This is a genomic window from Kribbella sp. NPDC049174, assembly GCF_043197365.1.
In the GTDB taxonomy this organism is placed as follows: Bacteria; Actinomycetota; Actinomycetes; order Propionibacteriales; family Kribbellaceae; genus Kribbella.
In genome coordinates this window covers 314,995-331,860 of the sequence record NZ_JBICSZ010000008.1, presented here as the reverse complement: position 1 = coordinate 331,860, position 16,866 = coordinate 314,995, and the positions used below count along the sequence as shown (strand labels likewise).

General features: G+C 68.7%; 11 protein-coding genes. 6 read left to right on the top strand and 5 right to left on the bottom strand.

Annotated features, from left to right (window positions below; translation table 11 throughout):
- The first annotated feature begins 6 nt into the window (after nucleotides 1–6).
- From ACGFIF_RS33570 to ACGFIF_RS33560, 3 genes are read left to right on the top strand one after another with little or no spacing between them, the layout of a single operon-like run.
- Nucleotides 7–1,431: a PLP-dependent aminotransferase family protein gene (locus tag ACGFIF_RS33570; RefSeq protein ID WP_393160106.1), complete on the top strand. Its 1,425-nt coding sequence runs from the start codon at nucleotides 7–9 to the stop codon at nucleotides 1,429–1,431.
- Between the two features lie 40 nt (nucleotides 1,432–1,471).
- Complete coding sequence (locus ACGFIF_RS33565; RefSeq protein WP_393160105.1) at nucleotides 1,472–1,747, top strand: type II toxin-antitoxin system Phd/YefM family antitoxin; 276 nt, start codon at nucleotides 1,472–1,474, stop codon at nucleotides 1,745–1,747.
- Nucleotides 1,744–2,151 carry a type II toxin-antitoxin system VapC family toxin gene (locus ACGFIF_RS33560; protein WP_393160104.1) on the top strand — a complete coding sequence of 136 codons (408 nt, stop codon included), beginning with the start codon at nucleotides 1,744–1,746 and terminating at the stop codon, nucleotides 2,149–2,151. The genes ACGFIF_RS33565 and ACGFIF_RS33560 overlap by 4 nt, the downstream gene beginning before the upstream one ends.
- A gap of 58 nt (nucleotides 2,152–2,209) precedes the next feature.
- Here ACGFIF_RS33560 and ACGFIF_RS33555 read toward each other — a convergent pair whose 3' ends face one another.
- The 4 genes from ACGFIF_RS33555 to ACGFIF_RS33540 all read right to left on the bottom strand — a co-directional run bounded on the left by ACGFIF_RS33555 (nucleotide 2,210) and on the right by ACGFIF_RS33540 (nucleotide 10,002).
- Entirely contained in the window at nucleotides 2,210–5,005 is a 2,796-nt protein-coding gene (locus tag ACGFIF_RS33555) for a glycoside hydrolase family 2 TIM barrel-domain containing protein (RefSeq protein ID WP_393160103.1), read from the bottom strand.
- 197 nt (nucleotides 5,006–5,202) lie between these two features.
- Nucleotides 5,203–5,634, bottom strand: a complete 432-nt coding sequence (locus ACGFIF_RS33550; RefSeq protein WP_393160102.1) for a Fur family transcriptional regulator — start codon at nucleotides 5,632–5,634, stop codon at nucleotides 5,203–5,205.
- A 10-nt stretch (nucleotides 5,635–5,644) separates the two neighbouring features.
- Nucleotides 5,645–8,380: a type I DNA topoisomerase gene (gene topA / locus ACGFIF_RS33545; RefSeq protein ID WP_393160101.1), complete on the bottom strand. Its 2,736-nt coding sequence runs from the start codon at nucleotides 8,378–8,380 to the stop codon at nucleotides 5,645–5,647.
- A 311-nt stretch (nucleotides 8,381–8,691) separates the two neighbouring features.
- The gene (locus tag ACGFIF_RS33540) at nucleotides 8,692–10,002 is read right to left on the bottom strand and encodes an alpha/beta hydrolase family protein (RefSeq protein WP_393160100.1); all 1,311 of its coding nucleotides are present in this window, start codon (nucleotides 10,000–10,002) and stop codon (nucleotides 8,692–8,694) included.
- On the opposite strand from ACGFIF_RS33540, the gene ACGFIF_RS33535 reads away from it, so the two are divergent.
- Genes ACGFIF_RS33535 through ACGFIF_RS33525 form a run of 3 tightly spaced genes read left to right on the top strand, consistent with a single transcriptional unit; the run spans nucleotide 10,001 to nucleotide 15,275 of the window.
- Entirely contained in the window at nucleotides 10,001–10,129 is a 129-nt protein-coding gene (locus ACGFIF_RS33535) for a hypothetical protein (RefSeq protein WP_393160099.1), read from the top strand. The genes ACGFIF_RS33540 and ACGFIF_RS33535 overlap by 2 nt on opposite strands.
- A gap of 30 nt (nucleotides 10,130–10,159) precedes the next feature.
- Nucleotides 10,160–13,825 (top strand): NPCBM/NEW2 domain-containing protein, encoded by a 3,666-nt coding sequence (locus tag ACGFIF_RS33530; RefSeq protein WP_393160098.1) that lies wholly within the window; start codon nucleotides 10,160–10,162, stop codon nucleotides 13,823–13,825.
- Nucleotides 13,826–13,832: 7 nt separating this feature from the next.
- Nucleotides 13,833–15,275 (top strand): methyltransferase, encoded by a 1,443-nt coding sequence (locus tag ACGFIF_RS33525; RefSeq protein ID WP_393160097.1) that lies wholly within the window; start codon nucleotides 13,833–13,835, stop codon nucleotides 15,273–15,275.
- 15 nt (nucleotides 15,276–15,290) lie between these two features.
- On the opposite strand, the gene ACGFIF_RS33520 is transcribed toward ACGFIF_RS33525, so the two are convergent.
- Entirely contained in the window at nucleotides 15,291–16,850 is a 1,560-nt protein-coding gene (locus ACGFIF_RS33520) for a diguanylate cyclase (RefSeq protein WP_393160096.1), read from the bottom strand.
- Nucleotides 16,851–16,866 lie beyond the last annotated feature (16 nt).

The window sequence follows — 16,866 nt, the reverse complement described above, 5'->3', positions numbered from 1 at the left end:
TCGCGAATGAGACCAATCGAGTTGAGCGACCGTCTGGGCCGCTGGTCATCCGGCCGCGGCCCGCTGTACGTGCTGCTCGCAGCCCGGATGCGCCGGCTGATCGACGACGGTGAACTGCCACCGGGCGCGCTGCTGCCACCGGACCGGGTGCTGGCGGCTGCTCTCGCGGTCGGCCGGACGACTGTGGTCGCCGCCTACGAGCTGTTGCGGTCTGAAGGCCGGATCACCCGCCGCCAGGGCAGTGGGACGCGTGTGGCCGGTGCCTCGTCGTCGGGGATCGTGGAGGACGCACCGGTCGACCCGATCTTCCTGGACTCGCTGGAGTCGCGGGACGACGACGTACTGCTGGCGATCTGTGCGGCTCCGGGCGATCCGCCGCCGCAACTCGCGGAGGCGTATGCGCGGATCCTGCCGTCGCTGCAGGAGATCCGCGGCGACATCGGGTACTACCCGTACGGTCACCCGACGCTGCGGCAGGCCATTGCCACCCGGTACGCCGACCACGGCGTGCTGACCACGCCGGACCAGATCCTGGTGACGAACGGCGGCCAGCAAGCCCTGTCGCTGCTGGCGCATGCGCTGCTCTCACCCGGGGACCAGGTCCTGGTCGAGGCACCGACCTATCCGGGTGCGTTGGAGGCGTTCCGCGAGGAGGCCGCCGTACTGCGTGGTCTGCCGATCGGTCTGGAGGGCTTCGAGGCGGCGGTGCGTGAACGGCGTCCAGGGCTCGCTTACGTGATCCCGACGTACCAGAACCCGACCGGGGCGGTGCTGTCGTCGCTGGTGCGGCAGCGGCTGGCCCGGGCTGCGGCGGCGGCCGACGTACCGCTGATCGAGGACGAGGTGCCTGCGGATCTGGGCTTCCCCGGTACGACGCGGCCCCTGCCGATGGCGGCCTACAGCGATGCGGTGATCTCGATCGGGTCGCTGAGCAAGAGCGTCTGGGGTGGCCTGCGGATCGGCTGGATCCGCGCAGCCGCCCCACTCGTCAACCGCCTGGCCCGCCTCCGTGCCGTCCACGACCTCGGCGGCAACGTCCCCGCCCAGCTCGCCGCAGCCCATCTGGTGGCCGAGTTGGACGACCTGGACCTGGCCACCGAGCTCCAGGACCGCCACGACCACCTGCGCACGTTGCTCACCCGGCACCTGCCGACCTGGGACGTGCCACAGATCAGCGGCGGGCAGTGCCTCTGGGTCCGGCTGCCACACGGCGACGGCAACTCTTTCGCCCAAACCGCCCTCCGCCACGGCCTGGCCATCCTCCCCGGCTCAGGCCTCGACGTAACCGGCAACAGCGACCCCTACGTCCGCCTCCACTTCCGCGCCCACCCAGACGAGCTCACCGAGGCAGTAACCCGCCTCACCACCGCCTGGCAGACCTACCACCCCCCAGCCGACCGAGTATCCCCCCGGCCGGCCATCGCGATCTGATCCGCTGGTGGTGTAGAACATCGCGTTCTACACTGGTGTCATGGACAGCATCCCAGTGCGTGAGCTCAATCAGCACACCAGCGCAGTGCTGGCGCGTGTGGCCGGCGGTGAGTCCCTCGAGATCACCGTCAGCGGGCGGCCGGCGGCTCTGCTGATCCCGATCGACGACACCACCCGTGGCCTCAGCGATCTCGTCCGTCGTGGTCGGCTGATCCCCGCCAGCGATCCGGCGCCACCGGCGCTCCCGCCGGGTGACCCGGACCTGTCGATCGACTCCACCGAGATCATCTCGGACCTCCGCGAGGAACGCCTGTGATCTATCTGGACTCAGCCGCGATCGTGAAGCTGATCCGGCGCGAGAAGGAGAGTCAGGCACTCCACGAGTGGCTCACGGCCGAGCAGGACAAGACCCTCGTCGCCTCGGCGCTGGTCCTCACCGAGGTTCCCCGCGCTTTGCGGCGAACCGACCCCGGCCGGCTGGTCGCCGTGCCGACAGTGCTCGCCAAACTCAACCGCGTGCCGATGGACGACACAGTTCTCGCGACGGCCGCGGCGTACCAGGACCCGATGCTCCGGACCCTCGACGCCATCCATCTGGCGAGCGCTCAGACCCTGGTACTGGAAGGCCTGCCGCTCACCGCACTGGTGACCTACGACAAGCGCCTGCTGGCTGCGGCTGCTGACGCAGGCCTCGCCACGGCCGCGCCTGGCGCCGAGTAGAACAGCACCGCCTTGCCCATCAAAGTGAATGGGCAAGGCGGTGTGATGAAGCTGTACGTCAGGCCGTGGTGAAGCTGACTGACAGGGTCGCGGGGGCGGTTTTCAGTTTGTCGCGGTCTGGGAGTTTCGGGCCGCAGGCTGCTGTGCCTACGCCGGTTTGGGCGATGTCGAGGGTGACGTAGGTGGTGTCGCCCGGGGTGAGGTCGGCGGTGTGGCTGGCGGTCTCCAGGTCGTGGGTGGTCCAGTCGCGGACCGTGAGGCCGAAGAGGGTGCCGACGGCTTCCACCCGGAGCGTGCCGGTGGAGGTGGTGAGAGCGGCCCAGCGGGTGTCGATGCGGTGACCGTTCTCCTGCGGGCGGACGTACGGCGTCTGCAGCTCGGCGACCGTGGCCGAGTACTTGCCGACCGCCGCAGCCTCACGCGTGTCGACGTACGCCTCGTTCGGACCGGTGCCGAACCACTCCACCTGCTCCAACTTCGGCAGTTCGAAGGTGATGCCGAGCCGTGGGAGCACCTCGGGGAAGAGCCCATCCGGTACGACGCTCAGGTCCAGGACGACCCCGCCGTCAACAGCGGTCCAGCGCCAGGTGCTGACCAGGCCCCACTGGAGCTGCGGAGGCGCCGTACGCGTGACGACCTCCCAGGCGCCGTCGCGCTCGCCCTGCGAGACGATCCGGTGCTGCACGCGGTGCAGACCCTCCTCACGCCAAGCGTCCGCCACCCCGGGGTTGGCGTCGTTGTCGATCGGCGCCCGCCAGACATCCAGCTTGGCGTTCTTCACACCCGCCACCGTGATGCCGTCCACACCGGCAACACCGTCAGCCGGCGCTCCTGCACCCACCCCGGCTGGAGGAGCTGGCTGGCTAGCCAGCTCATCCAGCCGGACCTGTCCCCAGGCAATGCGGTGCCCCGCCTCGGCCCACGACGTCGCCGACGTGAGCGCCGCCGCAACCGTCACCCAAGTCTCGGGCTGAGAAGCATCGGCAGCCGGCAGCTCCACCGTGACCGTCTCGCCCGGCCCGATCACCGGCACCGACAGCTCTCCACCGCCAACCCGCACACCTTCGACCTCGACGGCGTACGTGAAGCTCAGGTGGCTCGTGTCCAGCACCTCGTACCGGTTGGTGATCGACACCCCACCATTGCCATCAGCAACGATCCGCAGCGGCTCGATCACCTTGATGTACTCGAGCATGCCCGGTGACGGCGTCCGATCCGGGAACAGCAGTCCGTCGCAGACGAAGTTGCCGTCGTGGATCGTCTCACCGAAGTCACCGCCGTACGCGTAGACCTCGCGGCCGTCGATGGTGGTGCGGAGGCCGTGGTCGATCCACTCCCAGATGAAACCGCCCTGGCAGCGCGGGTACTTGTCGAACACCTCGCGGTAGTCGAGCAGGCCGCCCGGCCCGTTGCCCATCGCGTGGCCGTACTCGCACAGGATGAACGGCAGGTTCCGGTACAGCTCCGGGTCCGCGCCGATCTCCGCGCAGCCGGCCGGATCGGTGTACATCCGCGAGTAGATGTCGACGAACTCGGCCTCGGTGTCGCGCTCGTAGTGCACCGGCCGGGACGGGTCGATCTCCTTGGCCAGGTCGTACATCGCCTTCAGGTTCTCGCCCATCCCGCACTCGTTGCCGAGCGACCAGATGATGATCGAGGGGTGGTTCTTGTCCCGGTGGACGGTCCGGCGGATCCGCTCGACCAGGTCGTCGCGGAACCGCGGGTCCATCACCGGGTTCGGCAGCTTCGGCGGCTCGGGCTCGTACCCGAACCCGTGCGTCTCCAGGTCACACTCGTCGATCACGTACAGGCCGTACTCGTCGCACAGCGACAGGAAGTGCGGGTGCGGCGGGTAGTGGCTGGTGCGGACCGCGTTGATCCCGGCCTGCTTCATCAGCAGTACGTCGTCCAGCATGTCCTGCTCGGTCAGCGCGCGACCGCGGTCGGGGTGGAACTCGTGCCGGTTGACCCCGTTGAACAGCACCCGGTTCCCGTTCACGGTGAGCACGCCGTCGGCGATCGCGACCGTGCGGAAGCCGATCCGCAGCCGGACGTCACCACCCTCGGTCCGGACCACACCGTCGTACAGGCGCGGGCTCTCGGCCGACCATGGCTCGACGGCCGCGGTGACCTCGTCACCGGTGGCGAACTCCAGGCCCAGCTCCGGTACGACGACCGTGCCCGCGACGTCCGAGTCCACCGACAGCGTGCCGGTGCCGTCGGCGTACGACGCGTGCACGAAAACGTCCGTCGGGGCGGACGGCTTGAGCGCCAGCAGGTTGACCTCGCGGAAGATCCCGGACAGCCACCACATGTCCTGGTCCTCGACGTAGCTGCCGGCCGACCACTGGTGCACCCGGACCGCGATCCGGGCCTCCTTGCCAGGGGCAACCAAGTCGGTGAGGTCGAACTCGGACGGCAGCCGGGAGCCGGACGACCAGCCGACCAGCTCGCCGTTCACGTGCACCGCGAACCGGGAGTCGACCCCCTCGAACCGCAGCACCACCCGGGCGCCGGCCCAGTCCGCCGGGATCGTCACGGTCCGGACGTAGTCACCGGTCGGGTTGTCGGTCGGCACGAACGGCGGCTCGAGCGGGAACGGGTAGACGACGTTCGTGTACGCCGGAGCTCCGTACCCACTGAGCTGCCAGTGACCCGGGACCGCGATGGTGTCCCACCCGGAGGTGTCCGGGTCCTTCAGGTCGTCGGGGGCGTCGGCCACACTCGCGGAGAGCCGGAAGTTCCAGTCGCCGGTCAGCGGGAGCTTGGCCGAGTCGTCGTCCAGCCAGGCACGCGGGGGAAGCACGTTGGCGCCGGGAGCAAAGTCCTCGACGTAGCTGTGGTCATGGGTCACAGGGATCGAGCCTAAGCCCAACCCGTTCACGAATCCACACCGATCAACAGATATGGACAGGAGGGTGATCGATTCAGGTCATGGGGCCTCCCGGCCTGGACTGAGGAGCGGAGGGAGCGAAGCGACTGGAGTGACGAGGGAAGGCCGGGAGTCAAAGCCCCATGACCCGCCGCGCCGGAGGCGTGGCATCAGTACGGTCAGCTCTGGCACTCCTTGCATACGCCGATCAGGGCGACTTGTTCCGGGGCGAGCTGGAAGCCGAGCTCGCGCTGGACCTTCTTCCTCGCGGTCTCGAGGATGTCACCCGGGGCGTCGTACACAGTCCCGCACTCGGAGCAGCGCAGGTGCAGGTGGCGAGGGGCGAGATCACCGGCCAGGTGGTACGTCGTCCCGGCCCGGCCGAGGTGGACGTGGGTGACCAGGCCGAACTCACCGAGCGCGTCCAGGGCCCGGTAGACGGTGGCGCGGTGGATCCCGGGACGCAACTGCTCGGCCCGCTCGCCGATCTGCTCGGCGCTCAGGTGCTCCTCGGTGCCCGCGAGCACCTCGACCACGGCGAGACGGGCCGGCGTGACCCTCTCGCCCCGATCCCTTAGCCGCTGCGCGGTGACCTCGACCGCACTCGTCACGCGCGCCTCCTCAGGACTTCTTCGCCGCTGCCTTCTTCGCCGCCGTGGTCTTCTTGGCGGCTGCCTTCTTCGTGGTGGTCTTCTTGGCCGCCGTCTTCTTGGCCGCGGTCTTCTTCGTGGCGGACTTCTTGGCGGTCTTCTTCACCGGCCCGCGGGCCCGCTTGTCCGCCAGCAGCTCGGCCGCCCGCAGCAGCGAGATGGTCTCGACCGAGTCGTCCTTGCGCAGGGTCGCGTTCGTCTCCCCGTCGGTGACGTACGGGCCGAAGCGGCCCTCCTTCACCACCACCGGCTTGCCGGACTCCGGGTCCTCGCCCAGCTCCTTCAGCGGCGGTGCCGCGGCCCGCCGGCCGCGCTGCTTCGGCTCGGCGTAGATCTTCAGCGCGTCCTCGAGGGTGATGTCGAACATCTGCTCCTCGGACGACAGCGACCGCGAGTCCGACCCCTTCTTCAGGTACGGCCCGTAGCGCCCGTTCTGCGCGGTGATCTCGTCACCGCTCTCCGGGTCCTTGCCGACCACCCGCGGCAGCGACAGCAGCTTCATCGCGTCCTCGAGGCTGACACTGTCCAGTGTCATCGACTTGAGCAGCGATCCGGTCCGCGGCTTGGCGCTCTTCGGCGCGTCCTCGGGCAGCACCTCGGTCACGTACGGACCGAAGCGCCCGGCCTTCGCGACCACCTTGTGCCCGGTGTCGGGCGCCGTACCGAGCTCGTGCTCGACACCCGACGGCTGGCTGAGCAGCTCCTGGGCCTTCTCGACCGTCAGCTCGTCCGGCGGCAGGTCCTCCGGCACGTTCGAGCGCCGCTCGTCCTTGTCCTCGACGTACGGCCCGTAGCGGCCGACCCGGACCACGATGCCGGTGTCGTCACCGCCGACCGGGAAGGTGGACATCTCCCGGGCGTCGATGTCGCCGAGGTCGTTCACCATCGAGTGCAGGCCCTCGAGGTCGTCGTCACCGAAGTAGAACCGGGACAGGACGCCCTCGCGCTGCAGGTCACCGGCGGCGACCTCGTCGAGCACGTCCTCCATCGTCGCGGTGAACGCGTAGTCGACCAGCCGGGTGAAGTGCTCCTCCAGCAGGCGGACCACGGCGAACGCCAGCCAGGCCGGCACCAGCGCGGTGCCCTTCTTGTAGACGTACCCGCGGGCCTGGATCGTCCCGATGATGGAGGCGTACGTCGACGGGCGGCCGATCTCACGCTCTTCCAGCTCGCGGATCAGCGTCGCCTCGGTGTAGCGGGCCGGCGGCTTCGTCTCGTGTCCGGAGGCCAGCACCTCGACCGCGGGCAGGACGTCGCCCTCGGCCACGTCGGGCAGCCGGGTCTCCTGGTCGTCGGTGCCGGCGGACGGGTCGTCCGCGCCCTCGACGTACGCCTTGAGGAAGCCGTGGAAGGTGATCACCCGGCCGGACGAGGTGAACTCGCAGTTCTCCCCGGTGGAAGCCTTGGCGTCGATCTTGATCGAGACGCTGCGACCCTCGGCGTCCTTCATCTGGGACGCGATGGTCCGCATCCAGATCAGCTCGTAGAGCCGGTACTCGGCACCGCTCAGCCCGGTCTGCGCCGGGGTCTGGAAGACCTCGCCGGCCGGCCGGATTGCCTCGTGCGCCTCCTGCGCGTTCTTCACCTTGGAGGTGTAGACCCGCGGCTTGTCCGGCAGGTACGACGCGCCGTACAGCTCCCGGACCTGGGCCCGGGCCGCGGTGATCGCGGTGTCGGACAGCGTCACGCTGTCCGTACGCATATAGGTGATGTTGCCGTTCTCGTACAGTCGCTGGGCGATCTGCATCGTCTGCGAGGCGGACATGCCGAGCTTGCGGCCGGCCTCCTGCTGCAGCGTGGTGGTCCGGAACGGCGCGTACGGCTTGCGGGTGTACGGCTTGGACTCGATCGACCGGACGGTGAACTGCGAGTCGCGCAGCGCGGCGGCCAGCGCGGTCGCGGTCTCCTCGTTCAGGTGGACCGTGTTCTGGCCCTTGAGCTCACCGACGGAGCTGAAGTCGCGGCCCTGGGCGACCCGCCGGCTGTCCACCGAGACAAGCCGGGAGGGGAACTGCCGGGGCGACCGGCCCTCACCGGCGTCGAGGGTGGCGTCCAGATCCCAGTACGACGCACTGCGGAAGGCGATCCGCTCGCGCTCCCGGTCGACCACCATCCGGATCGCGACCGACTGAACCCGGCCCGCCGACAGCTTCGGCATGACCTTCTTCCACAGCACCGGCGAGACCTCGTAGCCGTACAGCCGGTCCAGGATCCGCCGGGCCTCCTGGGCGTCGACCAGCGCGTCGTTGATGTCCCGCGCGCTGCCGACCGCGTCCTGGATGGCCTTCGGGGTGATCTCGTGGAAGACCATCCGCTTGACCGGGATCTTCGGCTTCAGCTCGTCCAGCAGGTGCCAGGCGATCGCCTCGCCCTCGCGGTCCTCATCGGTGGCCAGGTAGAGCTCGTCGGCGGACTTGAGCAGCTCTTTCAGCTTGCGGATCTGGGCCTTCTTGTCGGCCGGGACGACGTACAGGGGGTCGAAGTGGTCCTCGATGTTGACGCCGAGCCGGGCCCATGGGAGTCCCTTGTACTTCGCCGGGATCTCGTCCGCACCCTTCGGCAGGTCCCGGATGTGGCCGAAGCTGGACTCCACCACGTACCCGGACCCCAGGAAACCGGCGATCATCCGCGCCTTCTTCGGCGACTCGACGATCACCAGACGGCGTGCAGCCGCTGTTGCTGTCTTCGTCCCTGATGCCCCTGCCACTGCGCTCCTTGCCCTAGCACTCTCATCGTCCTGCCGACAACGCCCGTGATCGGACGTCTGTTCCCCCGAGCACAGACCGACCCCGTCCGAGGACAGGGTACGGCCGACGGCAACGCATTTCTCAACGCACGGTAACCGTTCCCGCCGCGATCACACCTCACAGGGTTTCAGAAAGTGTCCGACAACCCTGTGCACCGCGCGTCGCGCCGTGGCCACCGAGCGCGCCGGAACCCCGTCCCCATCCCGCCCTCTCGACCCCGAGGGTACGCCGTCCGCCGACCGACAGGGGTGGCAAGCATCACAAGCCGGGATCAGCGGGCGAACTGCACCTCCGGGAATTTCGGCGACTCAGCGCGGAGCAGCAGCTCGGGCCGGCGGCGCAGTGTCTGGTCGAAAAAGGCGCTCAGGTACCTGCGCTGGGCGAGCACGCTACGGGCCGGGTCGACCGAGCCGACCAGCGCTGTCATCACCGAGGTGATGATCTCGTCCTGGCCGTAGATCTCGCGGAACAACTGGTCGAAGACGAACTGGTAGTCGGTGAACGCCTTCTGCTTGGCACCGGCCAGCCCGAGGTTCAGCTTCCAGCCGCGCTGCGCGTCCCAGAACTCGGCCCACGACTTGTCGTAGTACTCCTTCCCCGCGTCGGTCCGCTGGCTGGCGTCCGAGCCGAACAGCAGGAACGGCTGGTCGAGTCCCTTCCGGGCGACCTCCCCGAGCGGGCCCTTCGCCGGGTCGTCCTGGAGCGTGCCGTCCAGGTCGACACCGGCGGCGAACCGCTTGTCCTCGAGCAGCGTGTTCGCGGTCGCGTAGCCGCCGAGCGAGAAGCCGAACATGCCGACCTTCTGCAGGTCGAGGCCGGCGGCGAGGCCGGGTGGCAACTCCTTGCCGTCCAGGTCCGGGTTCTCGCCGGCGGCGATCCCCTCGAGCTGATCCAGCACGAACCGGGCGTCGGCCGTCCGGGTCTCGACGGCCTGGCGGGTGAACACCGGATCGAGCAGCTGATCGGCCGGTACGCCGGGCAGGAACCGCCCGCCCGGGAACTCGGTCGGTGTCTCGTGGGTGTGGTCCATGGTGACGACGACGTACCCGCGACTGGCCAGGTCCTCGACCTGGGCGGTGTTCACAAACCGGCTGTACTGATAGCCGGGAGAGAACAGTACGACGGGGTGCGGGATCGGCTGCATCGGCGCGTCGACCCGGGAGTGCGTCTCGGTGTTGGCGAAGTCGAACGAGCCGGTCGGCAGCGCCAGCCCGTACTCCCCGGTCCAGGCCTCGTCGACCTCGACCGCGGTCCGTTGCGGCATGTACTTCGCGAGCGGGGCGTCGCCCATCATCGAGCCGGGGTACCAGAGGCTGATCATCAGCTCGCGCCGGCCACTCGGCATGGTCGGGTCCGGACGGGACTGGTCGATCAGGTGCAGTGCGGTCGTCCCGAGCGCCTTCCGCCCGGTCGGGGCCGGCAGCCGGAAGGTCACCGGGTGGAAGTCGGGGTCGTCCCGCACGCGGTAGCGGTCGGGGTCGACGGGGACGGCCTGGGCGAGGGCCGGGGTGGTCAGCGCGACGCCCAGGGTGAGGCCGCCGGTCAGCAGCCGGCGCCGGCTGAAGGTTCCACTGTTCGCCATGCGAATCATCGTCACGGCCCGGCTTCTCCCCGTGATGGCGGCCGCGTCTCAACTTCATGACGGCCAACCTGATGACAAGCCGCCCGGCGTGCGCTTCAATGACCGCATCTTGTTCATAGATGCGTGAAGTGAGGCACTCGTGAGCATCTTTGTCCGCATGAAACGTTCAGTAACGGCCCTTGCCTTGATAGCAGGTGCCCTGGTGGCTGTGGGCGCTCAGGCGCAGGCCCAACCCAGCGCCGACACCACGCTGGGTGACGTCACCGGGTTCTCCGCCGACAAGGCGACGTACACCCTCAGCGCCGGTCCCGCGAAGGTGCGCGTCGCCTTCCTGAAGGACGACGTGTTCCGGCTCTGGCTGGCGCCGGACGGGAACTTCACCGACCCGGCCAGTACGCCGCCGGCCGATCCGAACGAGCCGGCGTCGACGATCGTCACCAAGACCGACTACGGCACTCCGAAGACATCGTGGCGGGATCGCGGCAGCTACTACTCGCTCACGACCGGCAAGATCGAGGTGCGAGCACAGAAGCAGCCGCTGAGGTTCAGCGTCTATCGAAGCAGCGGTCAGCTCGTGTGGGCAGAGAGCACACCGCTGTCGTGGAACGACACCTCCACCACCCAGTCGCTGGGTCGTGGCCCGAGTGAGCAGTTCTTCGGCGGCGGGATGCAGAACGGCCGGTTCTCGCACCGCGACCAGACCATCAGGATCACCCGCGACTTCAACTGGGAGGACGGCGGCAACCCGAACGCCTCTCCCTACTACATGAGCACCGCGGGGTACGGCGTACTGCGGAACACGTTCAGCCCGGGGAGCTACAGCTTCACCGACCCCGTCGTCACCAAGCACGACGAGAAGCGGTTCGACGCGTACTACTTCGTCGGCGACCTCAAGACCGCGCTGGACCGCTACACCGAGCTCAGCGGCCGTCCGTTCATGCCACCGATCTACGGACTCGAGTACGGCGACTCCGACTGCTACAACCGCGGTCACTACGCGAAGGACCCGGACTCCAGCAACGACTGGAAGGTCCACGCGGACAAGGTGACCACGCTCGACGCGGTGAAGGTCGCGCAGCGGTTCAAGGACGAGGACATGCCCGGCGGCTGGATGCTGGTCAACGACGACTACGGCTGCGGCTACTCCGACAACACCGACTTCGAGCAGGTCGAGGGCACCTGGTGGGGCAAGCGGGAGATCCCGCCGCTCAAGCAGACCGGTGACGAGCTCCGGCAGCGCAACATCCAGATGGGTCTGTGGACGCAGTCCTCGCTGGACCGGCAGCCGGCCGAGGTCGGCGAGGCAGGGGTCCGGATACGCAAGCTGGACGTCGCCTGGGTCGGACCGGGCTACCGGCACGCTCTCAGCGCCTGCGACACCGCGCACGACGGTATAGAGCAGTACAGCAACGCCCGCGGCTTCGCCTGGATGGTCGAGGGCTGGGCCGGTGCGCAGCGGTGTGCGGTGCAGTGGACCGGCGACCACAGCGGCTCGCTGGACGCGATCAAGTGGCAGATCCCGGCCATCACCGGGTCCGGCAACTCCGGTATCGCCTACAGCGCCGGCGACGTCGACGGCATCTTCGGCGGCTCGGCCACGTCGTACGTCCGGGACATGCAGTGGAAGGTCTTCAACCCGGCCTTCATGACGATGTCCGGCTGGGCCACCCCGGCGTACAAGCAGCCGTGGGCGTACGGCGACCCGTACACCTCGATCAACCGCAAGTACCTCAAGCTGCGTGAGCGCCTGCTGCCGTACTTCTACTCGTACGCCGCCGAGGCGCACCGGACCGGTGCACCGCTGAACCGGTCGCTGGTCCTGGAGTACCCGAACGACCCGAAGACCTGGGACGACACCACGAAGTACGAGTTCCTGGCCGGCAAGGAGTTCCTGGTCGCACCGATGTGGGGTGCCGACGAGGTGAAGGGCGGTATCTACCTGCCCAAGGGCAACTGGGTCGACTACTGGACCGGCCGCGTGTACCAGGGCCCGACCACGGTGAACGGCTACCACGCTCCGCTCGACACGCTCCCGCTGTTCGTGAAGGCCGGCGCCGTCGTACCGATGTGGAAGGCGGGAATCAACACCGCGGCCGAGCAGGGCTTCGGCGACCCGATCACGGTCGACATCTACCCGCAGGGCAAGTCGTCGTTCAGCCTGTACGAGGACGACCGGGTCACCCGCTCGCCGAAGTCGGCCACCCAGGTGTTCGCCGTGGACGCACCGACGCAGGGCCGTGGTGACGTGACCGTGAAGATCGGCGCCAGCGTCGGCACCTACACCGGAAAGCCGGCGTCTCGCCCGTACGAGCTCATCGTCCACACCGGCACCGCACCGCGCGAGGTCACCGTGGACGGCCGCAAGCTGAGTGGCTGGGAGTACGAGAACGGGGTCGTCCGGGTGAAGACGGCAGCGATCTCCACCGCACGCTCTGCTGTCGTCCAGCTCGTTGGCACCTCCTCGGTCGGCGGACCCGACGTGGCGAACACCTTCGGCACCCCGCAGCTCACCACGCCGTCGCTGTGGAACGCTCCCGGCCAGGCCACCGAGGTGACCGCCACCTTCGACAACGGCAGCAAGGCGACGATGCGCAACGTGCGCCTCGACGTGCAGGCACCGACCGGCTGGACCGTCACCGGGCAGAACACCTTTCCGACCGTCCGCCCCGGAGAGACCGTGACCACGAAGCTGCAGGTCACTCCGAGTGCAGACGTGAAGCCGGCTTCGTTCACTCTGGAGCTGAAGGCCAGTTATGTTGCCGATGGCAAGAGCTACGCCAACAGCGCGTCGGCCACGGCACAGTTGCCGTACGCCTCGTTGTCCCAGGCGGCCAACGTGGTCGGTGTGAGCGACGCGTCGACCTATGCCCAGGGCAACTTCGACGGGTCGGGGAACAGCTTCAACGGTGAGGCTCTCGCGGCGGCCGGCTACACGCCCGGCGCGACGGTGACTGTGCAGGACGCGCAGTTCACCTGGCCCTCCGGCGCACCGGGAACGCCCAACCTGGTGAAGAACCAGCCGGCGCCGATCCTGGTCTCGGGCACCGGTTCGCACCTAGCGCTGCTGGGTGCGGGCGCCAGCCTGAACGCGCGCGGAGCGGTGACGATCATCTACACCGACGGCACCGAGTCCCAAGGGACGTTCCAGTTGCCGAACTGGTGTTGTCAGGACCCGACCACCGGCGGCGCGAAGCTGGCGGTGTCGGTGAAGGGCCGCTACACGCAAGCCGGCTTGAGCAACACCACGACCGACTACCGGGTCTTCTACACCGCCGTACCACTGGATCCCGGGAAGACGGTCAAGGCGATCAAGCTGCCCGGCGGCGGACTCGGCTTCTTCGCCGCCACCATCGCCGACAAGCCGTTGCCACCGGCACCTACCGGCGAGAGGTGGGTGAGCGATCTGGAGTTCATCGACTCGACCAACGGCTGGGGTCCGGTCGAACGGGATCGCAGCAACGGCGAGGACGGCGCCGCCGACGGCGGTCCGATCACCCTCGCCGGTGTGCAGTACGCGAAGGGCATCGGCACGCACGCACCGTCGGCGATCAGCGTCCGGCTCGGCGGGAACTGCAACACCTTCACCGCGAAGGTCGGTGTGGACGACGAGATGGAGGACCGCGGCAAGGTCAGCTTCAAGGTCCTGGTCGACGGGGTCGCCAAGTACACGTCGGACCTGCTCACCGGGACCTCACCGACGGCTGACGTCTCGGTGGATGTGAGCGGTGGCCAGACGCTGACGCTGCAGGTCACCGACGGCGGCGACGGCATCACCAGCGATCACGCGGACTGGGCGGAGGCGAAGGTGAGCTGCAACCCATAATGGCTCCATGAGTGAGCTGACGGGGACCGACGTGGATGCGCTGCGGCAGGCGTTCACAGCAGCCGGGTACACGGTCGAAGGGGTGGCCGACCGGCTGGGCGCCCAGGCCAATGGTGCGCTGGCCCGCAACGAGACGACTCTTGCGGGCCGGCGTACCGGCTCCGGTGATGCGCTCGACACGATGATCCGGTTGTTCCTGCTGCAACGCGCCGTACCGGAATCCCTTGTTTTACAGGCTTTTCCTGGCGTCGACTTGGTTGCGCTGGGCATCATAGTCGTCCACGACAGCGAGGCGCGGGCGGTGCTCGACATCCGGCCGTACGCCGAGGACGGCCGGGAGTGGTGGGTGGTCGCGGACCTCACCCCAGGTCTGGACGGGCGGCGCGAGCCGATGCGGTCCGACTATGTGCTGGGGATCGCGCCGGCCAGCCTGAGCCTCATCCACCTGACGGTGCCGATCAAGGCCGAGCGTGCCCTCGACATCGGCACCGGCTGCGGGATCCAGTCGCTGCATCTGGCCGACCGGGTCAACCAGATCGTCGGCACCGATGTGAATCCGCGGGCTCTCCAGTTGGCCCGGTGGACGGCAGCGCTGAACCGGGTCGACCTCGACGTCCGCTCCGGGAGTCTGTTCGAGCCGGTGCGTGACGAGCGGTTCGACCTGATCGTGAGCAATCCGCCGTACGTGATCTCTCCGGGCGACGGGCGGCTGACGTACCGCGAGACCGGGTTCGCCGGTGACTCCGTGGTCGAGCAGTTGGTGCGACAGGCGCCGTACCACTTGACCGAGGGTGGCTGGTGTCAGCTGCTGGCGAACTGGACGTGCGTCCGTGGCGAGGACTGGCGTGACCGGATCGCCGGGTGGACGGGCGACCGGTCGGCGTGGGCCGTGCAGCGCGAGCAACTCGACCCATCCGAGTACGTCGAGCTGTGGCTGCGAGACGCCGGTCTGCACGGGTCCTCGGAGTACACGGCCCGGTACGACGCTTGGCTGCGCTGGCTGGACGAGCAAGGTGTCGAGGCGATCGGCATGGGCTGGATCACCTTGCACAACGTGGAAGGGACGCTCGAGGCCGAGGGGTGGCCGTATGAGATCGAGCGTCCGATCGGTCCGCATGTACTGCAACGGTTCGAGCGGTTGGAGGGGCTGCCGGACGACCTGACCGGGCTGAACCTGGTAGTGGCGGATGACGTGATCCAGGAGACCAGTGGGCAGCCTGGCGCGGAGGACCCGGCCTCGATCGTGTTGCGGCGGCAGCGCGGGATGCGGCGGGCCGAGCAGGCGGACACTGTGCTGGCAGGCTTCGTCGGTGCGTGTGACGGGGACCTGAGCGTCGGGCAAATCCTTGCCGCGCTGGCAGATCTCCTCGACCGCCCGCTGGAGGACGTACTGCGGGACTACCTCCCCCAGGTCAGACGCCTTGTTGTCGAGGGATTCCTGAACTACTAGGTCGTGTTTGACGACCTAGGTCCGGCGGCGGCGTTTGTCGGCGTACATCTGCCGGTCTGCCTCGGCCAGCAGCTCGCTGACCGCCGTACCGTCGGTGCTGCTGGCCTGCCCGATGCTGAGCCTCAGCATCGCGAACCACGGCTCGTCCGCCCTGGCGGCGACCCGGTCCGCCGCCAGCTTGATCCGCTCCACCAGCTCACGCGCACCACGCTCGTCCGGCTTGTCCAGTACGACGACGAACTCGTCACCACCGGCTCGCGCCACCACGTCCTCGGCCCGGCACTGCTCGGTCAACAGATGCCCGACCCGTCGCAGTACCTCGTCACCGCAGGCATGCCCGTAACTGTCGTTGATCACCTTGAGGTTGTCCACGTCGATAGCGATCACCGCCACCGACCGGCTCGCGTCGTGCGCGACGGACATCCGCTCGTCCAGCGCCCGACGGTTGCCAACGCCCGTGAGCGGGTCCTCGCGGGCAGCCCGCCACTCCGCGTCGTGCCTGATCGAGAGCTCGTGATTGGCCAGTGCGCTGCGTACGGCGTACAGGCCGCGGAGCCGCTCGGCCCACCAGCCTCTGGTGATCGCACGCGCGTACTGCAGCCCAGTGACCGCTCCAGCGTCTCCTGACTCCGCCACGATCTGCACAGCCGTGTGGCGGACCAGCGCCTCGACCGGCGGATCGGATGTCGGCGGTAGGTCGCTCCCAGCCCGGTGTGCGGCCTCTGTGGCGTCCTCGAGCCGGCCCAGAACGGCGTGCGCCTTGGCCAGATAGGCGCCCGCGATCGCGGCCAGCTCCAGGTCGCCCAGCTTGGCCAGCTGATCCCTGCAGTCCTTGAGGATCACCACGGCCTCGGCGGCCTCGCTCTCGTCGTTACTGGCCGCCAGCCACATCCGCCCGGCGATCGGCCAGTACCCGAGCAGGTCATCGCGGACGATCACCTGGATCGCCTCGCCCGCCCACCGGTGTGCATCCCGCCGGCGCTCGCGGATCTCCCCGTCGTACGACGTATCGCCAAGGCGCTCGAGTTCGTGGGCCCAGCGCAGGTTCGACTCGGCCAGGTTGAGCCGGTTGATCGCCGGCGCCTCGGGCAGCCCGAGCGGGTCGTGATCACCCTCGGCCGCGAGCTCGAAGTGCGGGATGCAGAGCTCGTACAGCCTGAGCAGGTCGTAGGCGTACCCGAGGCCGGTGTGCGCCCAGCCGGCCAGGCCGAGATCGCGGGTGCGGGACAGCGCGTTCTCCGCGGCCACCAGGTCGGCGACCGAGTCACCGCCCTCGCCGGTGCGGATCAGGGTGACGATCCGGATCGCGATCGCGTTCGCCTCCCAGCCCGGCTCGTCGATCGCGCGGGCGACCCGAATACAGGCGTCGACCGCGTCCAGCGCCTCGACCGCGTCGGTGGCGTGGTGGGCCGCGACGGCGCGCACGTACTCCGCGGCGGCACGCTCGGGACTCGCCTCGGCGCCGAGCTCGGTCAGCAACCGGTTGAGCTCGATCGCGGCCTCGGCCGGATTGCCCGACTGGGCCCGCGTCATCGCCGCCGCGATCCGCGCGGTCACCCCCGACGTGTCGCGCACCTCACAACCCCCTGTC